This is a genomic window from Aeromonas sp. ASNIH1 (assembly GCF_002934285.1).
Taxonomy (GTDB): Bacteria; Pseudomonadota; Gammaproteobacteria; order Enterobacterales; family Aeromonadaceae; genus Aeromonas; species Aeromonas caviae.
This window is the reverse complement of sequence record NZ_CP026228.1, coordinates 3154270-3177692: the sequence shown is the minus strand read 5'-3', so window position 1 is coordinate 3177692 and position 23423 is coordinate 3154270. Positions and strand designations below refer to the sequence as shown.

Below are 23423 nucleotides of genomic sequence, written 5' to 3'. Positions count from 1 at the left end.
CACGCGTAGACTGTCAACACCGACCAGATCAAATCAATTGACAACAGAACACAAAATGACCAATCAAGAATTCGACCTGCACCACGTCTGGCACCCCTATACCTCCCTCACCCATCCCCTGCCCTGCTATGAAGTGGCCAGCGCCAAAGGGGTGACCCTCACCCTGACGGACGGGCGCGAGCTGGTGGATGGCATGAGCTCCTGGTGGGCCTGCGTTCACGGCTATCAGGTGCCGGAACTGGACGCGGCCGCCACCGCCCAGCTCGGCAAGATGTCCCACGTGATGTTTGGCGGCCTGACCCATGCCCCGGCGGTCGAGCTCTGCCGCAAGCTGGTGGAGATCACCCCGAAGGGGCTGGATCGGGTCTTTCTGGCGGATTCCGGCTCGGTGGCGGTGGAGGTGGCCCTCAAGATGGCCCAGCAGTACTGGCATGCCAAAGGGACGCCCCGCGCCAAATTCGTTGCCCTTCGGGGCGGCTATCACGGCGACACCTTCGGCGCCATGAGCGTGTGCGACCCGGATGGCGGCATGCACGAGCTCTACCAGGGCTTCCTGCCCGAACACCATTTCGTCGAAGCGCCCAGCTGCCGTTTCCACGCCCAGTGGGACGAGCAGAGCGTGGTGGAGCTGGCCACTCTGGTGGCGGATCATCACGAGGAAATTGCCGCCATCGTGCTCGAACCCATCGTCCAGGGGGCGGGCGGCATGCGCTTCTATCACCCCCGCTACCTGCAGTGGGTGCGCGCCCTGTGCGACGAGTTCGGCGTGCTGCTCATAGCAGATGAAATCGCCACCGGCTTTGGCCGCACCGGCCAGCTGTTTGCCTGTGACTGGGCGGGGATCAGCCCCGACATCATGTGCCTGGGCAAGGCACTCACCGGCGGCTACCTGACGCTGTCGGCCACGCTCACTACCGAGCATGTGGCTCGCACCGTGTGTGACGGCAAGGCGGGCGTCTTCATGCATGGACCGACCTTCATGGGCAACCCATTGGCTTGCGCCGTGGCCAACGCCTCCATCGAATTGCTGCTCGCCTCACCTTGGCAGGCGCGGGTGCAAGCCATCGAACACCAACTCAAAACCGAACTGGTGGAACTGACCCAGCACCCGGCGGTGGCGGATGTGCGGGTACTCGGCGCCATCGGGGTGGTGGAGATGAAGGAGCGGGTGGACGTGGCGCGCATCCAGCGCAAGTTCGTCGAACTGGGCGCCTGGATCCGGCCGTTTGGCAAGCTGGTCTATCTGATGCCCCCCTTCGTCATCACCCCTGAAGAGCTGCGGGTATTGACCGGCGCCATCCACGAGGCCATCACCAGCGGCGAATATTGAGTCCGGATGAACGGGCCCTGCATGAGAACGCAGGGCCTTTCGGCGCTTTTTCATCAGAATGTGAGCAAGACACCAAAACCCGTCCGGCGAGGAGAGTAGACTGCGCGGGTTTTACCCAACAGATGTACCAGTCCCATGCGCCTCTCCATTGCTGCCAAGATCAACTTCTTCCTGCTCTTCATCTTCTCCATGGTGTTGGTGTTTTCTGCGGCCTATCAGGCGGTGCGCGAGCGTGACCTCATCCTGACCCTCATCAAGGAACAGAGCCGCGAGCAGACCGAGGCCTACTTCGACGGCCTCAACATGCTGATGCTGACCGGCAAGATGGACGCCCGCGATACCCTGCGCGCCAAGTTTCTCCATCACGCCCACGTGGAAGATGCCCGCATCGTGCGCGGGGCGGCGGTCAACAAGCAGTACGGGCCGGGCCGTGACGTCGAGGCCCCGAAGGACAGGTACGATGCCCTGGCGCTGGCGGGCAAGGGGAGCCTGGAGGTAGAGCATGACGGCATGCACAGCCGGCTGGTGGTGACCCGCCCGCTGCTGGCCAGAAAGGATTTTCGCGGTACCGACTGCACCAGCTGCCACCAGGTGCCGGAAAACACCGTACTGGGAGCGGTGCGTTTTGACTACTCCCTCGACACCCTGTTTACCCGGGTGGAGCAGAACATCCTCACCTCGGCCCTGAGCCTCACCCTCATCTTCGGGCTGGGACTCCTGCTCACCCTCTGGGTCATCCGCACCTGGATAGTCAGCCCTCTCAACCAGCTGACCCGCTCCATGGAGGAGGCCACCGATCGCAACGACTTCGGCCACAGGCTGGAGGGGGATGAAGGGGACGAGATTGGCCGGGTGGCGCTCGCCTACAACCAGATGCTCGACAGCGTGGAGCGCCAGATAGGCAAGCGCCCCGCCTCTCAGGGGATGGATGACGGCGACGGCCCTCAGCCCCGGTAGTAAAGCAGCAGGCAGGCCACCAGGATCAGCAGCAGGATGAAGAGATTGACGTGGCGGGCATCTTCCTGCCGGCGGCTGCGGCCACGGGCCAGCACCAGCACCACCAGGGTCAGCAGGCAGCAACCCCAGAGCCCGCGCTCCAGCCAGGGGGTAAGCAGGGGGTCCCAGCTCTGGCGCACTTTGACGCCCCCATAGACCAGAAAGCCGTAAGCCACCTCTGGCCGGGCGAAGTGATAGAGGGAGAGCAGGGCGACAAAGCCGCCCCAGCAGAGGATCACCAGCCCCTGCAACACCCGTATCCAGCCATCCGGCCCCCGCCTGCGCTCCTTCACCCTCACCCTCGTCCAGCCGCCATGATCCATGCACGATGCATGGGGAAATCCCCGCAAGGGTCCGACATTTTTGCTTGTTTATCAAACCTGCGCGGGTAAGATGAACGGCTTAGTCTGCCATGGTGGGCCAACTGCGCCCGGGCCAGACCCCTAGTGTTGCAAATAGCGCTGCAAGAACAAGCTGGAGACAATATTTCGATGACGCACGCATCCGTAGTTGATGTGCTGGCCGGTAAGTATTCGGTCGGCACCACCCTGACTGTGAAAGGGTGGATCCGGACCCGCCGCGATTCCAAGGCGGGGATCTCATTTTTGGCCGTTTCCGATGGCTCCTGCTTCCATCCGGTGCAGGCCGTCGCCCCCAATACCCTGGCCAATTACGAGAATGAAGTGCAACGTCTGACCACAGCTTGCTCCGTCGAAGTGACCGGCACCGTGGTCGAGTCCCAGGGCAGCGGCCAGGCGTTCGAACTGCAGGCCACCGAGGTCAAGGTGGTGGGCTGGGTCGAAGATCCGGACACCTACCCCATGTCTGCCAAGCGCCACAGCATCGAGTACCTGCGCGAGCAGGGCCACCTGCGTGCCCGCACCAACATCGTCGGTGCCGTGACCCGGGTGCGCAACTGCCTCTCCCAGGCCATTCACCGCTTCTTCCACGAACAGGGCTACCTCTGGATCGCGGCGCCCCTCATCACCGCCTCCGACACCGAAGGGGCCGGCGAGATGTTCCGCGTCTCCACCCTGGACATGGAAAACCTGCCGCGCACCCCCGAAGGCAAGGTGGACTACGACAAGGACTTCTTCGGCAAGGAGACCTTCCTGACCGTGTCCGGCCAGCTGAACGTCGAAACCTACGCCTGCGCCCTGTCCAAGGTCTACACCTTCGGCCCGACCTTCCGCGCCGAAAACTCCAACACCAGCCGCCACCTGGCCGAGTTCTGGATGGTGGAGCCGGAAGTGGCCTTCGCCGATCTGGAAGACAACGCCGCCCTGGCCGAAGCCATGCTGAAGTACGTCTTCAACGCCGTGCTGACCGAGCGCCGCGACGATCTGGAGTTCTTCGCCCAGCACGTGGACAAGGACGCCATCGGCCGTCTGGAGCGCTTCGTCGCCTCCGACTTCGCCCAGATTGACTACACCGACGCCATCGACGTGCTGCAAAACTGCGGCAAGAGCTTCGAGTTCCCGGTCTCCTGGGGCATCGATCTCTCCTCCGAGCACGAGCGCTACCTGGCCGAGGAGCATTTCAAGTCCCCGGTGGTGGTGAAGAACTACCCGAAGGACATCAAGGCCTTCTACATGCGCCTCAACGACGACGGCAAGACCGTTGCCGCCATGGACGTACTGGCCCCGGGGATCGGCGAGATCATCGGCGGCTCCCAGCGTGAAGAGCGTCTCGAGGTGCTGGATGCCCGTCTGGCCGAGATGGGTCTGAACAAGGAAGACTACTGGTGGTACCGTGATCTGCGTCGCTACGGCACCGTGCCCCACTCCGGCTTCGGTCTGGGCTTCGAGCGCCTGGTGGTCTACGTGACCGGCATGGGCAACGTGCGCGACGTGATCCCCTTCCCCCGTACTCCCCGCACCGCCGAGTTCTAAGGCGACCCGCCCACTCGCACCGTGCAAAAGCCGACCCCCGGGGTCGGCTTTTTTATACCTGCCTCGCTCTTCCTGCCCCCGTTATTCCCGCCTTTTGCATGCCCAACCCTGTGCGCTCCCCCATCTTTCCCGTCATTTATCTGGTGTGGGCCAGGAAGCGGCCCCCTGTTCAAGGGCTGAACCGTAGTTTTTATGCACTTAAATCGGAAAAAAGCCGGTTGTTGAAGCAACGCAATTTTTTACCCCTTTAGGGGTGACAAAATATCCATTAACCCTTCAGGGGTAATTGATGACAGCGGATCCCGGGCAGCTGGCCGATGGGGACATGGATAAAACACACGAGGTAATGGAATGATCTTGATGGAATTTTTGGTGGTACTCGGCTGCTTGCTGCTGGGTACCCGCTTCGGGGGCATGGGGCTGGGTCTTATCAGCGGTATCGGTCTGTTCCTGCTGACCTTCGTCTTCGGCCTGGTGCCGGGCGAGCCGCCAGTACAGGTGATGCTGACCATACTGGCGGTCATTGGCTGCGCCGCCACCCTGCAGACCGCCGGCGGTCTCAACCTGATGATGCAGGTGGCCGAGCGTCTGCTGCGCCGCCACCCCCAGTACATCACCCTGCTGGCGCCGCTCACGACCTGGACCCTCACCTTCCTGTGCGGCACCGGCCACGTGGTCTACACCATGTTCCCCATCATCGCCGACATCGCGCTGCAGAAGAACATCCGCCCGGAGCGCCCCATGGCAGTGGCGTCCGTTGCCTCCCAGATGGCCATCTGCGCCTCGCCGGTCTCGGTGGCCGTGGTCTCCATGGTCTCCATCCTGGCGGCGGCTCACGGCGTGGGTCAGGCCTACGGTCTGCTCGACATCCTGATGGTCGCCATCCCCTCCTCTCTCATGGGTGTCATGATGGCGGCCCTGTGGAGCCTGCGCCGCGGCAAGGATCTGGACAAGGACGAGGAGTTCCAGGCCAAGATCAAGGACCCTGCCCAGCGGGACTTCATCTACGGCGGTGGTGAAACCCTGCTCAACACCAAGTTCCCGAAAGAGGCCTACTGGTCCACCTGGATCTTCTTCGCCGCCATCGCTGCCGTGGTGCTGCTGGGGGCCGATGAGGCGCTGCGCCCCGTCTTCACCATCAAGGAGAAGACGGGCCCCCTCTCCATGAACCTGGTGATCCAGATGATGATGCTGATCGCCGGCGCCATCATCCTGATGCGCTGCAAGGTCAAGCCGGGGGAGATCGCCAACGGCGCCGTCTTCAAGGCGGGCATGGTCGCCATCTTCTCCGTGTTCGGGGTCGCCTGGATGAGCGAAACCTTCTTCCAGGCCCACATGCCGCTGCTCAAGGAGACCCTGGCCCACGTGGTACAGGCCCAGCCCTGGACCTACGCCCTGGTGCTCTTCCTCATCTCCAAGCTGGTGAACAGCCAGGCCGCGGCGCTCACCGCCATCGCCCCCATGGGGCTGGCGCTGGGGGTCGAACCCAAGCTGCTCATCGCCTTCCTGCCGGCGAGCTACGGCTACTTCGTGCTGCCGACCTACCCGAGCGATCTCGCCTGTATCGGCTTCGACCGCTCCGGCACCACCCGCATCGGCAAGTTCATCATCAACCACAGCTTCATCATTCCGGGCCTCATCGGGGTGGTGACCTCCTGTACCCTGGGCTTCATCCTGACCAGCATCCTGCTGTAACAGGCATCCAGTGCGAGCGGCTCCCCCGTGGGAGCCGCTTTTTTATCCCCGCATCTCCGACCCGCGCTTTGCCATCGCCCCCCACTCTGGGTAGCATGGCCCCTCTTTTCTTTGCGGAAATCCCCCATGTCTCGCGTCATCCTGCTCTGGAGCGGCGGCAAAGATGCCATGCAGGCCCTCTGCCACGCCCGGGAAGCGGGCCATCAGGTGGTGGCCCTGATCACCTTTGCCCCGCCAGCACCCCGCTTTCTCGCCCATCCCCTGTCACAGGTTCGCCGTCAGGCGGCGGCCCTCGCACTGCCCCATCAGCTGGTCACCATCGAAGCGCCCTTCGATCTCGGTTATGAGCGGGCCCTGGCGGCATTGAAAGAGGAGTGGCAACTCGATGGGGTCGTCACCGGCGACATCGACAGCGTGGGGGGCGCGCCGAACTGGATCCGCGAGCGCTGTCGCCCCCTGGGGCTCACCGTTCACACCCCGCTCTGGCAACAACCCCGCGAGGCATTGCTGGCGGACATGCTGGCCCGCGGCATCGTCGCCCACCTCTCCTGCGTCGATACCCGGGTGCTGGCCCCCGAGTGGGTGGGGCGCAGGCTCGATGCTGGCACCCTCAGCGATTTGCAGCAACTGGCGGATCGGGATGGCTTCGATGCCTGCGGCGAGCAGGGGGAGTACCACACCATGGTGACCGACGGCCCCGGGTTTGCGGCGCCGCTGACGCTCGGCCACTGGCAGGTGGCGCGCCAGGAGCACCTTGCCTATCTGCTGGAGGACGAGGAATGACCTCTCACGAGGGCGACACATAAAAAACGGGAGGCGCTGGCCTCCCGTTTTGCTTGTCCTTAACGTTGACCTATTTGGCCAGCTTGCCCAGCACCCGCTTAAGCAGGCGGATGCGCGGCTCGATGCTCTCCAGCAGCAGGAATTCCGCCTCCGAGTGGAAGCCGCCCCCCATGGGGCCGAAGCCATCGAGGGACGGCACCCCGGCCGCCGCGGTGAAGTTGGCATCGGAGCCGCCACCGGCCTCCAGCCAGGTGAAGGGGACTCCCTCCTCCCTGCCTGCCGCCTCCACCAGTGCCATCAGGGCCTCGGTGTCGCCGCTCGGGCGCATCGCGGGCTTGAAGCTCTGGCGATCCACCTCGACCCGACAGCCCGTGAGGAAGGGGTTCTTGGCCATGAAGGTGAGCCGCTCGTGCACCGCTGCCGCCTCTGCATTGCTCCAGAAGCGCAGATCGACGATCGCCTCGGCAAAGTCGGGCACCACGTTGACGCCGGTACCGCCCTGTACCACGCCGACGTTCATGCTGGTGCCGGTGTCGAGGTTGACCTGTTCGTTGATGGCGAGCACCCAATGAGCCAGCTCTGTGATGGCTGAGACCCCTTCGGTCAGCGCCGAACCGGCGTGGGAGGCCTTGCCGTGGAAGGTGATGCGGTACTTGGCATTGCCCTTACGGGCGCTGATGAGATCCCCGCTCGGGCGGGCCGCCTCGGCCACCAGCACGCAGCCGCTCTGTTTGGCTTTTTTCACCAGCCATTCTTTGGACCAGGGGGAACCAATCTCCTCGTCGCAGTTGCAGCAAACCAGCACCTTGAGCCTGGCCAGCACGGCCGGGTCCAGCTCTTTCAAGGCATACCAGGTAGAGAGCAGGCCGCTCTTCATGTCCGAGACGCCGGGGCCAAAGGCCTGATTGCCTTCGATTTTCAGCGGTCGCTTGGCCGCCGTCCCCTCGGGGAAGACGGTGTCCATGTGGCCCACCAGCATGACGTCGTAGTGATCCGCCCCCGGGGCATTGGTTGCCTCGAGGCAGGGGCCGCACTCGGCGGCGAACTGGTGGCGGGTCACCTGCCAGCCGATGGCCTCATATTTCTCGGTCATGATGTCGGCGACCCGGGCCACCCCGGCCGGGGTGCGGGTGCCGCAGTCGAGGTTGATGAGCGGGGCGAGATCCGCCAGATAGGTATCGAGGGAAAACGGGCGCGTGAGGTCGTTCATTGTCTTCTCCATGGAACAATCTGCGTAAAACACAGACTGTTTTTGCAACGATAAGAGTGGGCGGGCACTCGACGCCGCCTCGTCAACGGCGGTCGGCCAGCGTGGATCAACTGGCCGCCGCCTCTACTACACCAGAGCCTTTACATGAACAGCAGATAGTTGAGGAGCAGCGCCGTCACCAGGGCCCCCGCCATGGGCACGCTGGTGCGCTTGACCACCACGAAGGGAGAGACCTTGGCGATGCCCGCACAGGCGATGAGCACCGCCGCGATGGGGGAGACGGTGCGGCCGATGCTCGAGGCGAGCTGCATCGGCAGCAGCATGGTCACCGCTGGCACGCCAAACTTGGCTGCCACCGCGGGGGCCAGGGAGGAGAAACTGAGGAAGGCTGCGTTGCCCGAGCCCATGATGACCGCCGCCACCATGATGAGCCCCACCATCACCAGGGTCATCAGGCCGCTGCCGATGCCGGCATTGCTGGCAGAGTGCAGCAGGGTATCGATGGCGCCGATGGCCTTGAGGGATTCGGCGAAGAGCTCGGCACAGACGATGAGCGCCACCACGGGGCCGAACACCTTGCCCATGCCGTCGAGGAAGCTGGAGAGCCCCGCGAAGGCGGTGCGCACCGAGCGGGTGCGCAGCAGCTCGCACAGCATGCCGATAAAGACCGACAGCAGCATGGCCACCTCCACGCTGACGCTGATGCTGGTCACCAGGAGCTTGGAGAAGGTCATCATCAGTACGAAGGGGATGATGGGCAGCAGGCCGTACCAGGTTGGCGCGGCCACCTCGTCCGCCCCTTTTTCGTCAAGCTCCGCGTGCTCGCCGCGATGCAGGGCCGGATCCCAGCCCTCCTGGCGGTCACAGTGCCGCTGCCAGAAGAAGTGCAGCACCATGGTCACCAGCAGCATGGGGGCCACCAGCCAGATCTGGTAATCGACGAAGTAGCTGGTGGGATCCATTCCGGACTGACCGGCGGAGAAGATGGCGTTGGTCTGGGTCGGGCCGATTTCGAACGCCTGGGAGGTGGCGATGACGCCGCAGGCGGAAGCCGGGCTGATGCCGAGGTTGCGCATCACAGGGTACATGGTGACCATCAACAGCAGGCCAAGGCCGGTGGCGGAGGTGACGAACAGGGAGACGAAGACCGCCACCAGGTAGCAGATGGCCAGCATCAGGTAGCTGGACTGGATGCCCGCCACCGGTTTGACCGCCACCCGCACCAGGGCCTGGGAGGCGCCGATATGGGACATGTAGGTGGCAAAGCCCGCCACCGCCATGATGGTGAGGCCAAGGCCCGCCGCCCGGTAGGAGAAGATCCCCTTGAACACCTCGAACAGGTCGAACAGGGCGAAGCCGGTGCTCTTGTCAGCGGGCAGAATGGGTGCAATCCCAGCCAGTAGGCCACCGCAAAGAGGGCCATGCCCGCCAGCGCCAACACCGCCTGCGGGTTGTAATCCTTGACGATGCCGTAGACCACGGCGATCAGCACGAGCAAGACGAAGACGAGTTCCAAGGTGCACTCCTGACAAGATTATCGAGAAGCGCAATTTAGTGGGGGATCTCCCCTTTCCTCTTGATCACCATCAATAAAGATGGAAAAAGCAAACGGTTGTAGATTTTTATTCCGAAAATAAAATTAAAAACGACATTTAACATCAAGGAACTGGATCTAGAATGCTCCCCAGGGTATCCCTGACCGACAACCGCCACTTTGTTTGCGTTGGATCAACATCCCGCCGGGGTGAACTGGCCAAGATGCCCGTCGACACAGAGCGACCATTTCGCACCGGAGAGAGTTATGACAAACCAAGCCACCGCAGGCACCCCGACCTGCGACTGCAAGCTGTGGGACATCCTCGTCGAGTCTGCAAAGGAACGCACCACCATTCGTTACTCCAAACTGGCCAGGCAGGCCGGGCTGGAGCAGTGCCAGGATGAACTGCGTACCCTGCTGCAACGCATCCGCATGTATTGCACCGAAAATCACCTGCCCATTCTCTCCGCCATCGTGATGGATGACGTGGGCAAATACGCCGGCCTCTCCTCCAGCCTGCCGGATGCCCCCTGGGAGCGGGCACGGGTCTTCGATCACGAGTGGACCACCCTGCACTGAGTGCCGCCCCCTGAATCCGGAACGCGCCCAGACCAGCAGGCGCGTTCTGGTTTTTGGCCCCCGCCGTTTCTTCCCCGGCCCCAGCGGCCCCATCCGGCCAGGTGTGCTTCCCTGTGAGGCTCCCTGCCCCCTGTCGTCCTATCCGGCCAGGTGTGCAGCATAAGGGCCTCCTCCCTCGGTCTCCCCCTTTGATGCCGCAGCGCATCCCGTCCCAGACCAGCGTGTGCTGGCGCGCGGCCCCCTCCCTTCTCCACTCGGCCTGACTGGTAAAACCAGCCCATCCGGCCATGAGCGTTGCCATGGGGGGGCCACAATGCCAGAATCGGGCCCTTGCACGATTTCAGGGCCGCCGGCCCGCAGACAAAGGATCCCCCATGGCCACCACCCTCTATGGCATCAAGAACTGCGACACCATCAAGAAGGCCCGCAAGTGGCTGGAGGAGGCGGGTATCGATTACCGCTTTCATGATCACCGCGCCGACGGTCTGAGCCCGGAACAGCTCGATCTCTGGCTCGCCAAGCTGGGCTGGGAAGCCCTGCTCAACACCCGTGGCACCACATTCCGCGCCCTGCCGGAAGCAGAAAAACAGGGGCTCGACACCGCCAAGGCCCATGACCTGCTGCTGGCCCACCCGGCCATGATCAAGCGCCCGCTGCTGGACCAGGACGGTACCCTGACCCTGGGCTTCAAGGCAGACCTCTATCAATCCCTCTTCTCCCGTTAACTTTTTCTGTTAAGGAACACCGATGTCGGACGTCATCACACTGGCCAAGGATTTGATCAGCCGCCCCTCCGTGACCCCCCTGGATGAAGGGTGCCAGACCCTGATGGCGGAGCGCCTCGCGCGCCTGGGGTTCGTCATCGAACCCATGGTCTTTGAGGACACCACCAACCTCTGGGCACGCCGTGGCAGCGAGGGTCCCCTCTTCTGCTTCGCCGGCCACACCGACGTGGTACCCGCCGGCCCCCTGGAGAAGTGGGACACCCCGCCATTCGAGCCGACCATCAAGGACGGCATGCTCCATGGCCGGGGCGCCGCCGACATGAAGGGGTCCCTGGCCGCCATGGTGGTGGCGACCGAGCGCTTTGTGGCCGAGCACCCGGACCACAAGGGCTCCATCGCGTTTCTCATCACCTCGGATGAAGAGGGGCCCTTCATCAACGGCACGGTACGCGTCATCGACACCCTGGAGGCACGCAACGAGAAGATCCGCTGGTGCATCGTCGGCGAACCCTCCTCCACCGCCCAGGTCGGGGACGTGGTGAAGAACGGCCGTCGCGGCTCCATCACCGGCGATCTGCTGGTGCGCGGGGTGCAGGGCCACGTCGCCTACCCCCATCTGGCGGACAACCCTATCCACAAGGCGGCACCGGCGCTGGCGGAGCTCGCCGCCATCGAGTGGGACAAAGGCAACGCCTACTTCCCCCCCACCAGCTTCCAGATCGCCAACATCCAGGGCGGCACCGGCGCCTCCAACGTCATTCCGGGGGAGTTGCAGGTCCAGTTCAACTTCCGCTTCAGCACCGAGCTCACCGATGCGGCTATCCGCGAGCGGGTCGAGGCGCTGCTGACCCGTCACGGCCTGGACTTCGAGCTGAAGTGGACCCTCTCCGGCCAGCCCTTCCTGACGGACACCGGCGCCCTGCTGGAAGCCACCGTCGCCGCCGTGGCGGCAGTGAACGGCCAGCAGCCGGCCCTGCTCACCACGGGGGGCACGTCCGATGGGCGCTTCATCGCTCCCACCGGGGCGGAAGTCATCGAGCTCGGCCCGGTCAACGCCACCATCCACAAGGTGAACGAGTGCGTGAAGGCGGACGATCTGGATCTGCTGGCGGACATGTACCAAGGGGTGCTGGCACGACTGCTGGCATGAGCGGTGCTCCGGACAAGAGAGACCAGACCATGAATCAGGATCAACTGCTTGGGCTGGATGAGAGCCACCTCATCCTGGTGGGGCGCGGCCCCCATCGTCTGACCGCCGCCACCGCGGCGGCCTTCAACGACATGCAGGTGGCTGCCGCCCATGCCGGTTTCAACCTGCAGGCGGCCTCCAGCTGGCGCGGCTTCGAGCGCCAGCTCGCCATCTGGAACGGCAAATGGCGCGGGGAGCGCCCTCTGCTGGATGCGCACAACCAGCCCCTCGATGCCCTGCAACTGGGCGAGACCGAGCGACTGCACGCCATCCTGCACTGGAGCGCCCTGCCCGGCACCAGCCGCCATCACTGGGGCACGGATCTCGACATCTACGATCCGGACTGCCTGCCCGCCGGCACCCGGCTCGCGCTGGAACCCTGGGAGTACGAGGCGGGCGGCTGGTTTGCCGATTTGCGCGAATGGCTGGACGATCACATGAACGACTTCGGCTTCTTCCTGCCCTATGCAAAAGGGGAGCAACCGGATCAGGGGGTGGCCTACGAGCCCTGGCACCTGAGCTTCGCGCCCGAATCCGACGGGCTGGCCCTGGATCCGGCGGCGCTGGCGCTTTGTCTGGAACGGGCGGATATTGAAGGCAAGGAGTGCATCCTGGCTCATCTCGACGAGATCCTGGCCTGCTATGTCACCCCGGCACACCACGAAAGGAGATTCTGATGAGCTTGTGGTTATGGATAGGCTTGCCGCTGCTGTTTTTGCTCGGCCTGTTTCTCAACGCCATCAAGGACATGAAGCAGCTCGAGAAACAGCTGCCCAAGTACAAGGACAAGATCCGGGAGGTCAAGGACGACGACGACTGACCCCCTCGCAGGAGCCCGTCGGCGCTCCTGCCCCCTTCCCGTCCACGGTATTTTTTCGCCCTCTGCCGCCCCCCTCGGCCTGCACTGAAAGCCCCATCCATTGCCCCCTTTCCCTGCGCTTTCCCGCGCGGGCACTCCGCCCTCGCCCTGCTTGAAAACTGCGCAACAAACGTAAAAAACTGCAAAACAATGCACAATTAAGCCACACAAAGGGGGTCAATCTGCATATAATGTGCCTGTTTTGCAGCCCGACATAAGGAGTTCGCCATTGGATGCCACCACCGTCAACAGTTTCTTCTTCATCGGTGCCCTGTTGGTGGGCGCCAGTGTCCTGTTGAGCGCACTCTCCTCCAGAGTCGGCATCCCCATTCTGGTCATCTTCCTCGCCGTCGGCATGCTGGCGGGTGAGGATGGTCCCGGCGGCATCCACTTCGCCGACTACTCGGTCGCCTACCTGGTGGGCAACCTGGCACTGGCCATCATTCTGCTGGACGGCGGCATGCGCACCCGGGTCTCCTCCTTTCGGGTCGCGCTCTGGCCCGCGCTCTCGCTGGCCACGGTCGGGGTGGCCATCACCACCGGCCTCACGGGCCTCGCCGCCGCCTGGCTGTTCGACCTCAACCTGATGCAGGGGATGCTCATCGGTGCCATCGTCGGCTCCACCGATGCGGCGGCGGTATTCTCCCTGCTCGGCGGGCGCAGCCTCAACGAGCGGGTCAGCGCCACCCTGGAGATAGAATCGGGCAGCAACGATCCCATGGCGGTCTTTCTCACCGTCACCCTGATCGAGGTGCTGGCTACCGCCCAGCAGGGGCTGGATGCCGGCTTCCTGCTGCTGCAACTCGTCAAGCAGTTTGGTCTGGGCGCTGGCATCGGCCTTGCGGGGGGCTGGCTGCTGTGGAAGCTCATCAACAGTGCCAAGCTCGCCCCCGGTCTCTATCCCCTGCTCACGGTGAGCGGCGGCCTGCTCATCTTCGCCCTCACCACGGCGGTGGGGGGCAGCGGCATCCTCGCCATCTACCTCACCGGCCTGCTGCTTGGCAACCTCTCCCTGCGCAGCCGCAGCACCACCCTCTCCGTGCTGGACGGCCTGACCTGGCTCAGCCAGATCGGCATGTTCCTGGTGCTGGGGCTGCTCGCCTCGCCCCACAAGCTGCTGCCCATCGCCCTGCCGGCGCTGGCCCTGGCCATGTGGATGATCCTGTTTGCCCGTCCGGTGTCGGTCTGGATTGGACTGCTGCCGTTCAAGAACTTCGCGCCGCGCGAGCGCTGGTTCATCTCCTGGGTGGGGCTGCGCGGCGCCGTGCCCATCATCCTGGCGGTCTTCCCCATGATGGCAGGGCTGCCCAATGCCCAGCTCTACTTCAATGTCGCCTTCTTCGTGGTGCTGGTTTCGCTGATCCTGCAGGGCAGCTCGCTGCCGCTGGCATCAAAGCTGGCGCGAGTGGAGGTGCCCGCACCGCCCTCTCCCATCAACCGCTCTGGGCTGGAAATCGATCTCGACAGCCAGTGGGAGACCTTCGTCTATCGCCTGAGCGCCGAGAAGTGGTGCATCGGCTCCCCCTTGCGGGAGCTGCGCATGCCTCAGGGCACCCGCATCTGCGCCCTGTTCCGCGGCCAGGAGCTGCTCCACCCCTCGGGCAGTACCTGCCTGCAATCCGATGACATCCTCTGCGTCATCGGCCACGAGCACGACCTGCCCGCCCTCGGTCAGCTCTTCAGCCAGGCGCCGGAGCAGGATCTGGGCCCGCGCTTCTTCGGTGACTTCCTGCTGGAGGCCAACGCCAGGCTGGTGGATCTCGCCCCGCTCTACGGGCTGGATGTGAGCGAGGTGGCGGATCAGAGCCTCGGCGATTTTATTGCCCATCAGTTGGGCGATAATCTGGTGGTCGGTGACCATGTCGCCTGGCAGGGACTGCTCTGGACGGTGGCGGAAATGGAAGAGGGTGAACCCCGCAAGATAGGGGTGCGCTTCCTGGAAGAAGACCCCGTCTAGGCGCCGGCCATCGTAGCCCGCATTTGTGTGAGAAGGGAGTGAACCATGCCTTATCAAACCCTGTTGTCCGGTCTGTATCCTCCCTCGCCCAAGCTTGGCCTCATCGAGGGTTTCTTTGGCAAGGGCTGGAGCTGGGAAGCCCGTGCCCGCTACGCCCAGTGGCTGCCCCGCCACGGCTATGGCTGCTACCTCTACGCCCCCAAGGAAGACGGCTACCTGCGCAAGCACTGGGCCACACCCTGGCCCGCCGACCAGCTTGAAGCCCTGTGCCAGCTCGCCCGCCAGTGCCGGGAGAACGGTCTGGCCTTCGGGGTGGGCCTGAGCCCCATGGGGGCCCATCACGACTATGCCCGCCAGCGACCCGCCCTGCTGGAGAAGGTGAGGCTCATCGAGGAGGCGCTCAAGCCCGATATCCTGGCGATCCTGTTTGACGACATGAAGGGGGACACCCCGGATCTCGCCCACTGGCAGCTCACCATCGCCCACGACATCGCGGCCCACACCGACGCAGGCCGCCTGCTGTTCTGCCCCAGCTACTACAGCACGGATCCGGTGCTGGAGAAGGTGTTCGGTGCCATGCCCCCCCACTATCTGCAGGATCTGGGTCAGGGGCTCGACAAGCGCATCGATGTCTTCTGGACCGGCCCCAAAGTCTGCTCCACCGAGTATCCGGCTGCCCACCTCAAACAGGCCGCCGACTGGCTCCATCGCAAGCCCTTCCTGTGGGACAACTATCCGGTCAATGACGGCAGCAAGGCGAGCAGTTTCCTGCACCTGCGCGCCTTCGAAAACCGTCCGGCAGAGCTGGCAGATCTCGTGAGCGGCCATGCGGTCAATCCCATGAAACAGGCGGCCCTCTCTGCCCTGCCGCTCGCCACCCTGCCCATGAGCTACAAGCTCGGCAAGCAGTACGATCCTGACAAGGCGCTGCACGCCTCCCTCAACGCTACCTGCGGGCCGCAGATCTCCGCCATGATCCAGGCCGACCTGCCGCTCTTCCAGGACATCGGTCTGGCCCAGCTCACCCCCGAGCAGGTCATCCACCTCAAGAGCCGCTACCTGCCGTTCCAAGATCAGGCCTGCGTGAACGAGATCCTGCGCTGGCTGGCCGGGGAATACGTGTTCGATCCGGACTGCCTGACCGACTGACCTCATGAGTCCATGAAAAGTGGGTTCATGAAAAAACGGGCCCATGTAAAAGGCCACCTCCCGGGCAGGGAGGTGGCCTTTTTGCATGATGTCTCTTCAGGTGCCCCATGGCGTCACATAGGGCGGCAGATGGAGCGGGTGTTTAGCCGAAGGCCAGCCAGACCCCGACAAACAGCATGAGAGAGCCCGCTATCCGGTTCATCAGAGTGACATTGCCGCTCTTGGCGAGGAAATGGCGCAAGGTGCGGCCACCGCTGGCATAGAGCATCAGGCAGGAGAACTCGATGACCAGGATGAGCGCGACCAGGGCCCCTATCTGGGGTGCCATCGGCTTGGCCGCATTGATGAAGGGGGGCAGCAGGGAGACCATGAAGGCCCACCCCTTGGGGTTGGCGATGGCGGTCACGAAACCCTGCACGGCCAGTCCCATGGGGCTGGTCTGCTGACCCGCCGAGAGATCCGCCGGGATGGCCATCTTGCCCTTGGCCTGCCACATCTGGATGCCAAGCCAGACCAGGTAGGCGCCACCTACATATTTGAATGCGGAGAACAGGGCCGGGTAATTGAGCATGACTGCCGCCACCCCGACCACCGACAACACGGAGACCAGGCCGACGCCGACAAGCTCCCCCCACATCATGTGCAGGGTACGGCGCACCCCCAGACTCATGCCCAGGGTCATCGCCAGGGTCATGCACATACCGGGGGTTACTGAGACAAAAAAGAACGTGGGAATAAAGAGCGCCAAGATGGCGGGATCAATCCAGTCGGACACACTACACCTCCAGGGTAACAAGCAGACGATCTTGCCTATCACACTCTTTTAACACAAGAAAAACCTTTTCATTCAGCAAGAATTTAGCATTAAAAACCCTGTGACAAGGATTGTCGCGCCTGTGTAAGATGCCGCTTCACTCCTCTTTCGGGTTAGGATCTTTCATGTCATTGAATAATCTGTCCATTCGTCTTCAAGTGCTTATCCCTCTCCTGCTCGCCAGCCTGTTGATGCTGCTGATGGCCGTGATCAGCAAACAGGAAATCGACGGTGCCATTCAGGACATGAATGAAACTACCGCCAGCGTCACCCGCCACAAGGACGACATCGCGGCCCTGATCCACGCCACCTACCGGCTGCGCACCAACGCCATCTACGGCCTCTACGATGAGGCCCTCTTCGCCCAGTTGCCGGCCCAGCTCTCCGCCGCCGAGCAGGAGATTGGCGCCATCCTGACCAGACTGGTTGTCACCGGTGCCGAGCAGGACAACCGTCAGGTCGCGGCCGCCCTGCAGGCCTACCTCGGCCATACCCGCAGCAGCATGCTGCCCCTGCTGACCGCCAAGTACCAAGGCAGTGGCGATCCCGCCGCCTATGAGCAGGCCCGCCTGCACTTTCGCGATCTGGGGGAGGCGCTCATCAAGCAGATCGATGCCATGTCCGTCCACATCAATCAGCTGACCCAGACTGAGATTGCCGAGGAGCAGGCCCACTACCGCGCGACCCTGCTGCGCACCCTGCTGCTGATGGGGGGCACCCTGATCGCGGCCCTGCTGGGTGGCTGGTGGATCTCCGGGCGCATCGTGCAGCCCATCGGCCAGTTGCAGGAGGTGATGCACGCCGTCGCCCTCGGCCGCTTCAACGTGCGTGCCAATGCCGAAGGCAACAACGAGCTGGGCCAGCTCGCCAGCGATATCAACCGGACCCTGAGCCAGCTTGCCAACACCATCCAGACCCTGACCGGCATCAGCGGCAATGTGGCCTCCGCCGCCACCGAGCTTGCCGCTGTGATGACCCAGGCAGAGGTCAACGCCCAGCAGCAGCGTGGTGAGACCGAACAGGTGGCCTCCGCCGTCACCGAGCTGGCCAGCACCGCCGACAACGTCAACCACAACGCCGCCCTGGCCGACGAGCTGGCCCGGGATGCCAACAGTCGGGTCGAACAGGGGCTGGCCCTGTTTGCCGAAAGCATCGAGGCCAACGGCCGCATGGCGGGCAGTCTGGAGAACGCCGCGACTGTGGTGGCCAGGCTCAAGTCCCAGTCCGAGCAGATCGGCAAGGTGATCGAAGTCATTCAGAGCATTTCGGAGCAGACCAACCTGCTGGCCCTCAACGCCGCCATCGAGGCGGCCCGCGCCGGTGAAAGCGGCCGCGGCTTTGCGGTGGTGGCCGACGAAGTGCGCCTGCTGGCTGCCCGTACCCAGGACTCCACCAAGGAGATCCAGGCCATCATCGAGCAGCTGCAGAGCCAGTCCCTCTCCGCCAACAGCGGCGTGCAGCAGACCCTGGAGATCCTCGGCCACAACCAGCAGCTCTCCGCCGAGGTACAGGCATTGCTGGGGGGCATCACGGATGCGGTCAACCAGATCAACGGTGCCAACGCCCAGGTGGCGACCGCGGCAGAACAACAATCCTGCGTCACCGCCGACATCAGCCGCAACCTAACCAACATCCACGAGATCGTGAACCAGAACGCCGCCGGCATCAGCCAGAGTGCCGCCGCCAGTCACGAACTGTCACAGCTCGCCGAGCAGCAGCGCAGGCAGCTCGCCCAGTTCCAGCTCTGATACTGCGAGGATCTCTTCGATACCGCGGGGCCCGGCGCAGGCCCCGCACTTGCCCCTCCCCCTTCACGCCTCCTGTTTAAAACGGGTTTTTGCCATCAAGGTGTCATTGGGGGCTGGGCTGCCTTCGCAAATGTGGGTATGGTAGAGGCACGTCACTCCCCCTCATCGAGAGATCATCATGAGCCTGAAGTTCAAGAAACCCGCTTTTATCATGCTCGGCCTCATCGCCCTGCTCTCCGCACTCTGGCTCGATTTCTATCTGCCGGAGCACACCATCGCCACCATCACCGGGGTGGAGGTGAAGCGCACCGACAAGGATGGCCCCATCAGCCAGAAGAACCCGGCTGACGGCCCCACCACCGACGTCTATTACATCTACACCGAGCGCCCCGGCGAGAAGATCCGGGTGTTTCGCAATGAAGACACCGAATGGGGCTGGCCCTTCTACTTCAAGTTCAACGCCGCCGACGTCCAGGCCAAGGCCAAGTCCATGGAGTTCGAAAAACGCCTGGCCATCATCACCTCCTACGGCTGGCGCGTGAACATGTTCTCCATGTTCCCCAACGTCACCAAGATCGCGAGCACCGAGCCCGATGCCTCCACCTGGAGCTTCTTCCGCTGGTTCTGGTTCGGTGTCTGGGCCCTGGTGATGGGCAAGGCGGCCATCGCCACCTGGCGCTACTTCGATCGCCTCGAGGACGAGATATGAGCGAGCCGAGCAAGACCCGCACCAGCTTCTATCGCCGGCTCTACGTGGCTCACCTCATCAGTCAGGGCACGGACACCGTGCCCGCCATCATGGAGGCGACCGGCATGCCGCGCCGCACCGCCCAGGACACCCTCAGCGCCCTGGCGGAGCTCGACATCCAGTGCGCCTTCGAGCAGACCGAGGGGGCTCGCCATCTGCAGGGGCACTACCGCATCAGCGACTGGGGGCCCATCAATCCGGCCTGGATTGCTGCGCAGCTTCCCGTCATCAGGCAGACCCTGGGGTATCCCTGACACCCCGGACCCGGGTCTGCTCCCATAGAGAAGGGGCCAGCCTTGCGGCTGGCCCCTTTCTTGTCTGGCCTGATATCCCGTTGCCCTCCCCCGGGCTCACTCCCCTTCGCCGAAAGACTCTTCCGGCAGCGGCTCCGCCGACTCACCCCGGGTGCAGTCGATGATGGAGCGCTTGGGATTGTTGGGGTCGCGCAGCAACAGGGGGGCCATCCCCTCGTCATGCAGCCTCTCGTCGGAAAATTCGCTGCCATAGGCGTTATGTGTCAGCCTGCGGGCATTGGCGATGGGGGTATCCACGAAGAGGGCATGTACCTCGAAGGTGGAGGCCGGCACCAGGAAACCGACGATGGGCAGGCCGTGCAACTCCTGATGGACCTTGTACCAGGCAAAGCCCTCGCTCACCTTGTCAGGGGTATACATGGCGAGCTGCGGATTGGCCGGGCGCCCGGTCTCGATGTCGAGATGAAGGGTGTCCAGCTCGCAGGTCGCCAGCCCCTGCCACATCTTCTCGAACGGGGTCGCGCAACCCGTCAGTTGCATGCATGTCAGCAGCGCCAACGTCCCTTTCCACATTCCCAACCCCTTATCCGATGTCCAGGATGTCAACCAAATGAGCGCAGTCGCTGCACCAGCAACTCGATGAAACCGACTCTGTCGAGCCCCAGCAGCACCAGGGCATTGGCCGGTTTGCCGGTCAGGTCGTAGCGATCCACCACCGTCATGCCCAGGGTATGGGTTCCGCCGGTTTCGATATCGACCCGGCACTCCACCCCGTGAAACAGGGAGGGCGCCAGCAGCCAGGCGATGGTACAGGGGTCATGGAGCGGCGCGCCAGCAAATCCCCACTTGGGATCCCGATGATAGATCATGAAAAAGTCGAGCAGCTGTGCCACGCACTGCGCCACCGGGTTGGGAATGGCGCGTACCCGCTCGATATCCTCGTCCATCACCTGGGCCTCGTGGGTCACGTCCAGCCCGCACATGGTGATGGGCAGCCCCGACTTGAAGACCATATCGGCCGCTTCGGGATCCACATAAATATTGAATTCCGCCGCGGGGGTCCAGTTGCCCGCACCGGCGGCGCCCCCCATCAGTACGATGCGGGCGATCTTCTGCTTGAGCTCGGGGTGGGCAGCCAGCAAGAGGGCAATGTTGGTGAGCGGCCCGGTCGGCACCAGGGTGACCGGCTCCGGGCTCTCGCGCAGACACCTTGCCATCAGTTCAAGGGCGCTCATCGCCCGGGGAGCAAAGGCGGGATCCGGCAGCTCTGGGCCGTCCAGCCCCGATTCGCCGTGGACGTTGTCGGCGATGATGAGCTCACGGGCCAGAGGCTTGGCAGCCCCCGCCGCCACCGGAATGTCGTCGCGGCCGAGTAGGGTCAGGATGCGCAGGGCATTGTTGAGGGTCTTGTCCGGGGTCTGGTTGCCCGCGCTGGTGGTGACCGCCAGCACCTTCAGCTCGGGGCTCGCCAGCGCCAGAATGAGGGCGATGGCATCATCGTGGCCGGGATCGCAATCGAGAATAACGGGCAACGCCATGGACAGACTCCTTACAACATGACAGGGAGCCATACCTTAGCAAGAGATGGGCAGATGAACTCAGGAGGGAGTCACAAAACGCCTCAACCAACGAGATCAAGTACTTGGCGATATGCCTTGGGAGCGGACACCCAGATTCGCCGCGCCGCCATCGTTCGGGTATGATCCCTCCCCCTTCATCGTCCGGTTGCCCCATGTCCACCATCATCGACACCTTTGTTGCTCCGCCCTGCGCCGCCACCATCGAGATCCTGTTTGAGGATGCGCATCTGCTGCTCATCAACAAGCCGAGCGGCCTGCTGAGCCTCTCGGGCAAGAACCCGCAGAACCTCGATTCGGTCCATTACCGGCTGGTACAGGATTACCCCGACTGCACCCTGGTGCACCGCCTCGACTTTGGCACCTCGGGCGTCATGGTGGTGGCCAAAAACAAGAGCATCAACGCCCTGCTCTGCCACCAGTTCAGCCAGCGCACCGTGAGCAAGGCTTACGAGGCACTGCTCTGCGGCCATCTGGCGGCGGATGAGGGCGTCATCGACGCATCCATCGCCAAGGATCCGGCGCTGTTCCCGCTGATGAGCATCTGCGCCGCCAGCGGCAAACCCGCCCGCTCACGCTATCGGGTGATGGAGTGGCTCACCCTGGAGGGGGCAGGCCAGCCGGTGCCATTGACCCGGGTCAGGCTGGTACCGGAAACCGGGCGCACCCACCAGCTGCGCATCCACAGCCAGTGGCTGGGCCACCCCATCCTGGGATGCGATCTCTATGGCGGCCTGCTCCCGCCCGGCTGCGAACGGGCCCTCAGACTGATGCTGCACGCCAGTGAACTCGGTTTTGTGCACCCGGTGAGCGGCGAAGCGGTACAGATCCGCTGTGAAGCGCCCTTTGCGCAGGCACTGGCGGCCATGACGGGGCAACAGGGGTAACGAAGAAGGGGGAAAGCAGGGCCAGGAAGGCAAAAGAGGCAAACGGCGGATAAAGATAGGGGCCGCGCTTTCGCAACGGCCCCCACCCCCCACTCGGTGTGGTGCTATCAGATCAGCTTGCGGGCGGCGCCCAGCACGATCTTGATGGCATCAGATTCGGTTTTCGCCATGGTTTCGGCGTTCGGGATTTCCTGCTGGGTACGGTTCACGATGACACCGGCCACCATGCCCGCACGCAGGCCCTGGCTGGTACACATGGTCAGCAGGGTTGCGGACTCCATCTCGTAGTTCAGCACGCCCATGGCTTGCCACTCTTTCATGGAACCCTGGAAACGTTGTACCACGCGGCCGGATACGGTGTCGTAACGCTCCTGACCCGGGTAGAAGGTGTCAGAAGAAGCAGTGACGCCCACATGCAGCTTGGAGCCCAGCTCCTTGGCGGTGTTCACCAGGGCGGTGGTGCAGTCAAAGTCGGCCACGGCCGGGAACTCCATCGGCGCGAAGTGCAGGCTGGCACCGTCGAGGCGCACGGAGCCGGTGGTGACGATCACGTCGCCCACGTTCAGGTGCGGCTGGATGGCGCCGGTGGTGCCGATGCGCAGGAAGGTACGGATACCCAGCTGGGCCAGCTCTTCCACCGCGATGGAGGTGGACGGGCCACCGATACCGGTGGAGCAGATGATCACGGCCTTGCCGTCCATCTCGCCGCGCCAGGTGGTGAATTCACGATGGCTGGCCAGGTGCACCGGGTTGTCCAACAGTTCTGCGATGCGCTTCACGCGCTCGGGGTCACCGGGGACGATCGCCAGGGTGGCGCCTTGCAGATCCGCTTTTTTCAAACCCAAGTGAAATACATCAGACATAGTGGACTCCTGGTTGCGCCCCGCCGCATGGCAGCCGAGTGCAGTTAAGGTGATTCTTTACGGTACTTTCAAGCCGGTGTCCCCTCATCCGGGGAGGCGCCAACTATGGTCGAAAGCGCTTTCCAATTCCTTGATGCGCCTCACACTTCTGCGCTTCAAAGCTGACAAAAATGGCGCGAAACGTTTGCTAAGATGATGAATTTCTTGAAAAACGTTTTTACGCTCCTTTTGCTCTCCCATCCCTTTTCAAGCCTTGAGCGACCGTCCATTTAAAGAGCGCGATCGAGTCCACAAAGTTGCAAACGAGATACCATTGACCCCTTCTCATCCCCTCCGACGCTGTTATGTTGGCGCCCGAATACCACTTAATGGCTAATCATACGGAGTCCATCATGGCGACATTCAAGTTCTACATTCCCGCAATCAACCTGATGGGGGCGGGCTGCCTGCAGGAAGCGGCAGCGGATATCCAGGTGTAGCCCGCCGCGAAAAATGAGAAATTCTTACGGGGAAAATGACTATCGACTGGAGCATGGTATTTATCATTCTCGGCGATGCAGATTCCGCCGAGAATGAAAGATGCTATTGGCAGATGAATGCTTGAGTTTCTTGACGGGTTCGGCCACTTGGT

The 23423-nt window shown here is 63.3% G+C and carries 22 protein-coding genes and 1 pseudogene; 16 read left to right on the top strand and 7 right to left on the bottom strand.

Annotated elements, in window-relative coordinates; translation table 11 throughout:
* The first annotated feature begins 55 nt into the window (after positions 1-55).
* On the top strand, positions 56-1330 hold the full coding sequence (bioA, locus tag C2U37_RS15720) for an adenosylmethionine--8-amino-7-oxononanoate transaminase (RefSeq protein ID WP_104452656.1): 1275 nt from the start codon (positions 56-58) through the stop codon (positions 1328-1330).
* Between the two features lie 135 nt (positions 1331-1465).
* Positions 1466-2287 carry a HAMP domain-containing protein gene (locus tag C2U37_RS15715; protein WP_104452655.1) on the top strand — a complete coding sequence of 274 codons (822 nt, stop codon included), beginning with the start codon at positions 1466-1468 and terminating at the stop codon, positions 2285-2287.
* On the opposite strand, the gene C2U37_RS15710 is transcribed toward C2U37_RS15715, so the two are convergent.
* A complete protein-coding gene (locus C2U37_RS15710; protein WP_010674063.1) occupies positions 2275-2577 on the bottom strand; it encodes a hypothetical protein in 303 nt (100 codons plus the stop codon). The genes C2U37_RS15715 and C2U37_RS15710 overlap by 13 nt on opposite strands.
* A 240-nt stretch (positions 2578-2817) precedes the next feature.
* On the opposite strand from C2U37_RS15710, the gene asnS reads away from it, so the two are divergent.
* The 3 genes from asnS to C2U37_RS15695 all read left to right on the top strand — a co-directional run bounded on the left by asnS (position 2818) and on the right by C2U37_RS15695 (position 6696).
* Positions 2818-4218 (top strand): asparagine--tRNA ligase, encoded by a 1401-nt coding sequence (gene asnS / locus C2U37_RS15705; RefSeq protein ID WP_039039869.1) that lies wholly within the window; start codon positions 2818-2820, stop codon positions 4216-4218.
* A 351-nt stretch (positions 4219-4569) separates the two neighbouring features.
* The gene (locus C2U37_RS15700) at positions 4570-5913 is read left to right on the top strand and encodes an anaerobic C4-dicarboxylate transporter (protein WP_041215561.1); all 1344 of its coding nucleotides are present in this window, start codon (positions 4570-4572) and stop codon (positions 5911-5913) included.
* Between the two features lie 126 nt (positions 5914-6039).
* Entirely contained in the window at positions 6040-6696 is a 657-nt protein-coding gene (locus tag C2U37_RS15695) for a hypothetical protein (RefSeq protein WP_104452654.1), read from the top strand.
* A 70-nt stretch (positions 6697-6766) separates the two neighbouring features.
* On the opposite strand, the gene C2U37_RS15690 is transcribed toward C2U37_RS15695, so the two are convergent.
* Entirely contained in the window at positions 6767-7906 is a 1140-nt protein-coding gene (locus C2U37_RS15690) for a M20 family metallopeptidase (RefSeq protein ID WP_104452653.1), read from the bottom strand.
* Between the two features lie 140 nt (positions 7907-8046).
* Positions 8047-9422, bottom strand: a pseudogene (gene dcuC / locus C2U37_RS15685) (C4-dicarboxylate transporter DcuC).
* Between the two features lie 285 nt (positions 9423-9707).
* Here dcuC and C2U37_RS15680 point away from each other — a divergent pair.
* The 7 genes from C2U37_RS15680 (at position 9708) to C2U37_RS15650 (ending at position 15901) form a co-directional block, all read left to right on the top strand.
* Positions 9708-10022 (top strand): hypothetical protein, encoded by a 315-nt coding sequence (locus C2U37_RS15680; protein WP_010674057.1) that lies wholly within the window; start codon positions 9708-9710, stop codon positions 10020-10022.
* Positions 10023-10396: 374 nt separating this feature from the next.
* The gene (locus C2U37_RS15675; RefSeq protein WP_104452652.1) at positions 10397-10747 is read left to right on the top strand and encodes an ArsC family reductase; all 351 of its coding nucleotides are present in this window, start codon (positions 10397-10399) and stop codon (positions 10745-10747) included.
* Positions 10748-10769: 22 nt separating this feature from the next.
* The gene (gene dapE / locus C2U37_RS15670; RefSeq protein WP_039039875.1) at positions 10770-11897 is read left to right on the top strand and encodes a succinyl-diaminopimelate desuccinylase; all 1128 of its coding nucleotides are present in this window, start codon (positions 10770-10772) and stop codon (positions 11895-11897) included.
* Between the two features lie 29 nt (positions 11898-11926).
* Positions 11927-12613, top strand: a complete 687-nt coding sequence (locus C2U37_RS15665) for a M15 family metallopeptidase (RefSeq protein WP_104452651.1) — start codon at positions 11927-11929, stop codon at positions 12611-12613.
* Positions 12613-12756 carry a hypothetical protein gene (locus tag C2U37_RS15660; RefSeq protein WP_104452650.1) on the top strand — a complete coding sequence of 48 codons (144 nt, stop codon included), beginning with the start codon at positions 12613-12615 and terminating at the stop codon, positions 12754-12756. The genes C2U37_RS15665 and C2U37_RS15660 overlap by 1 nt, the downstream gene beginning before the upstream one ends.
* A 268-nt stretch (positions 12757-13024) precedes the next feature.
* Positions 13025-14752: a potassium/proton antiporter gene (locus C2U37_RS15655; RefSeq protein WP_010674047.1), complete on the top strand. Its 1728-nt coding sequence runs from the start codon at positions 13025-13027 to the stop codon at positions 14750-14752.
* Between the two features lie 45 nt (positions 14753-14797).
* The gene (locus C2U37_RS15650) at positions 14798-15901 is read left to right on the top strand and encodes a beta-N-acetylglucosaminidase domain-containing protein (protein WP_104452649.1); all 1104 of its coding nucleotides are present in this window, start codon (positions 14798-14800) and stop codon (positions 15899-15901) included.
* A gap of 142 nt (positions 15902-16043) precedes the next feature.
* On the opposite strand, the gene C2U37_RS15645 is transcribed toward C2U37_RS15650, so the two are convergent.
* Positions 16044-16676 (bottom strand): LysE family translocator, encoded by a 633-nt coding sequence (locus tag C2U37_RS15645; RefSeq protein WP_039039878.1) that lies wholly within the window; start codon positions 16674-16676, stop codon positions 16044-16046.
* 164 nt (positions 16677-16840) lie between these two features.
* Between C2U37_RS15645 and C2U37_RS15640 the strand changes: the two genes are divergently transcribed.
* From C2U37_RS15640 to C2U37_RS15630, 3 genes are all read left to right on the top strand, one after another.
* Positions 16841-18463 carry a methyl-accepting chemotaxis protein gene (locus C2U37_RS15640; protein ID WP_104452648.1) on the top strand — a complete coding sequence of 541 codons (1623 nt, stop codon included), beginning with the start codon at positions 16841-16843 and terminating at the stop codon, positions 18461-18463.
* A 178-nt stretch (positions 18464-18641) separates the two neighbouring features.
* Positions 18642-19172 (top strand): DUF1523 family protein, encoded by a 531-nt coding sequence (locus C2U37_RS15635; RefSeq protein WP_010674042.1) that lies wholly within the window; start codon positions 18642-18644, stop codon positions 19170-19172.
* Entirely contained in the window at positions 19169-19465 is a 297-nt protein-coding gene (locus C2U37_RS15630; RefSeq protein ID WP_039039881.1) for a winged helix-turn-helix domain-containing protein, read from the top strand. The genes C2U37_RS15635 and C2U37_RS15630 overlap by 4 nt, the downstream gene beginning before the upstream one ends.
* A gap of 96 nt (positions 19466-19561) precedes the next feature.
* On the opposite strand, the gene C2U37_RS15625 is transcribed toward C2U37_RS15630, so the two are convergent.
* Together C2U37_RS15625 and rihA are read right to left on the bottom strand one after the other, a co-directional pair.
* Positions 19562-20038 carry a hypothetical protein gene (locus C2U37_RS15625; protein ID WP_029314217.1) on the bottom strand — a complete coding sequence of 159 codons (477 nt, stop codon included), beginning with the start codon at positions 20036-20038 and terminating at the stop codon, positions 19562-19564.
* A 29-nt stretch (positions 20039-20067) separates the two neighbouring features.
* Positions 20068-21003 (bottom strand): pyrimidine-specific ribonucleoside hydrolase RihA, encoded by a 936-nt coding sequence (gene rihA / locus C2U37_RS15620; protein WP_010674039.1) that lies wholly within the window; start codon positions 21001-21003, stop codon positions 20068-20070.
* Positions 21004-21197: 194 nt separating this feature from the next.
* Here rihA and C2U37_RS15615 point away from each other — a divergent pair, with 194 nt between their 5' ends.
* Positions 21198-21929: an RluA family pseudouridine synthase gene (locus tag C2U37_RS15615; RefSeq protein ID WP_104452647.1), complete on the top strand. Its 732-nt coding sequence runs from the start codon at positions 21198-21200 to the stop codon at positions 21927-21929.
* Between the two features lie 107 nt (positions 21930-22036).
* Here C2U37_RS15615 and udp read toward each other — a convergent pair whose 3' ends face one another.
* Positions 22037-22792 (bottom strand): uridine phosphorylase, encoded by a 756-nt coding sequence (gene udp, locus C2U37_RS15610; RefSeq protein WP_010674037.1) that lies wholly within the window; start codon positions 22790-22792, stop codon positions 22037-22039.
* Positions 22793-23423 lie beyond the last annotated feature (631 nt).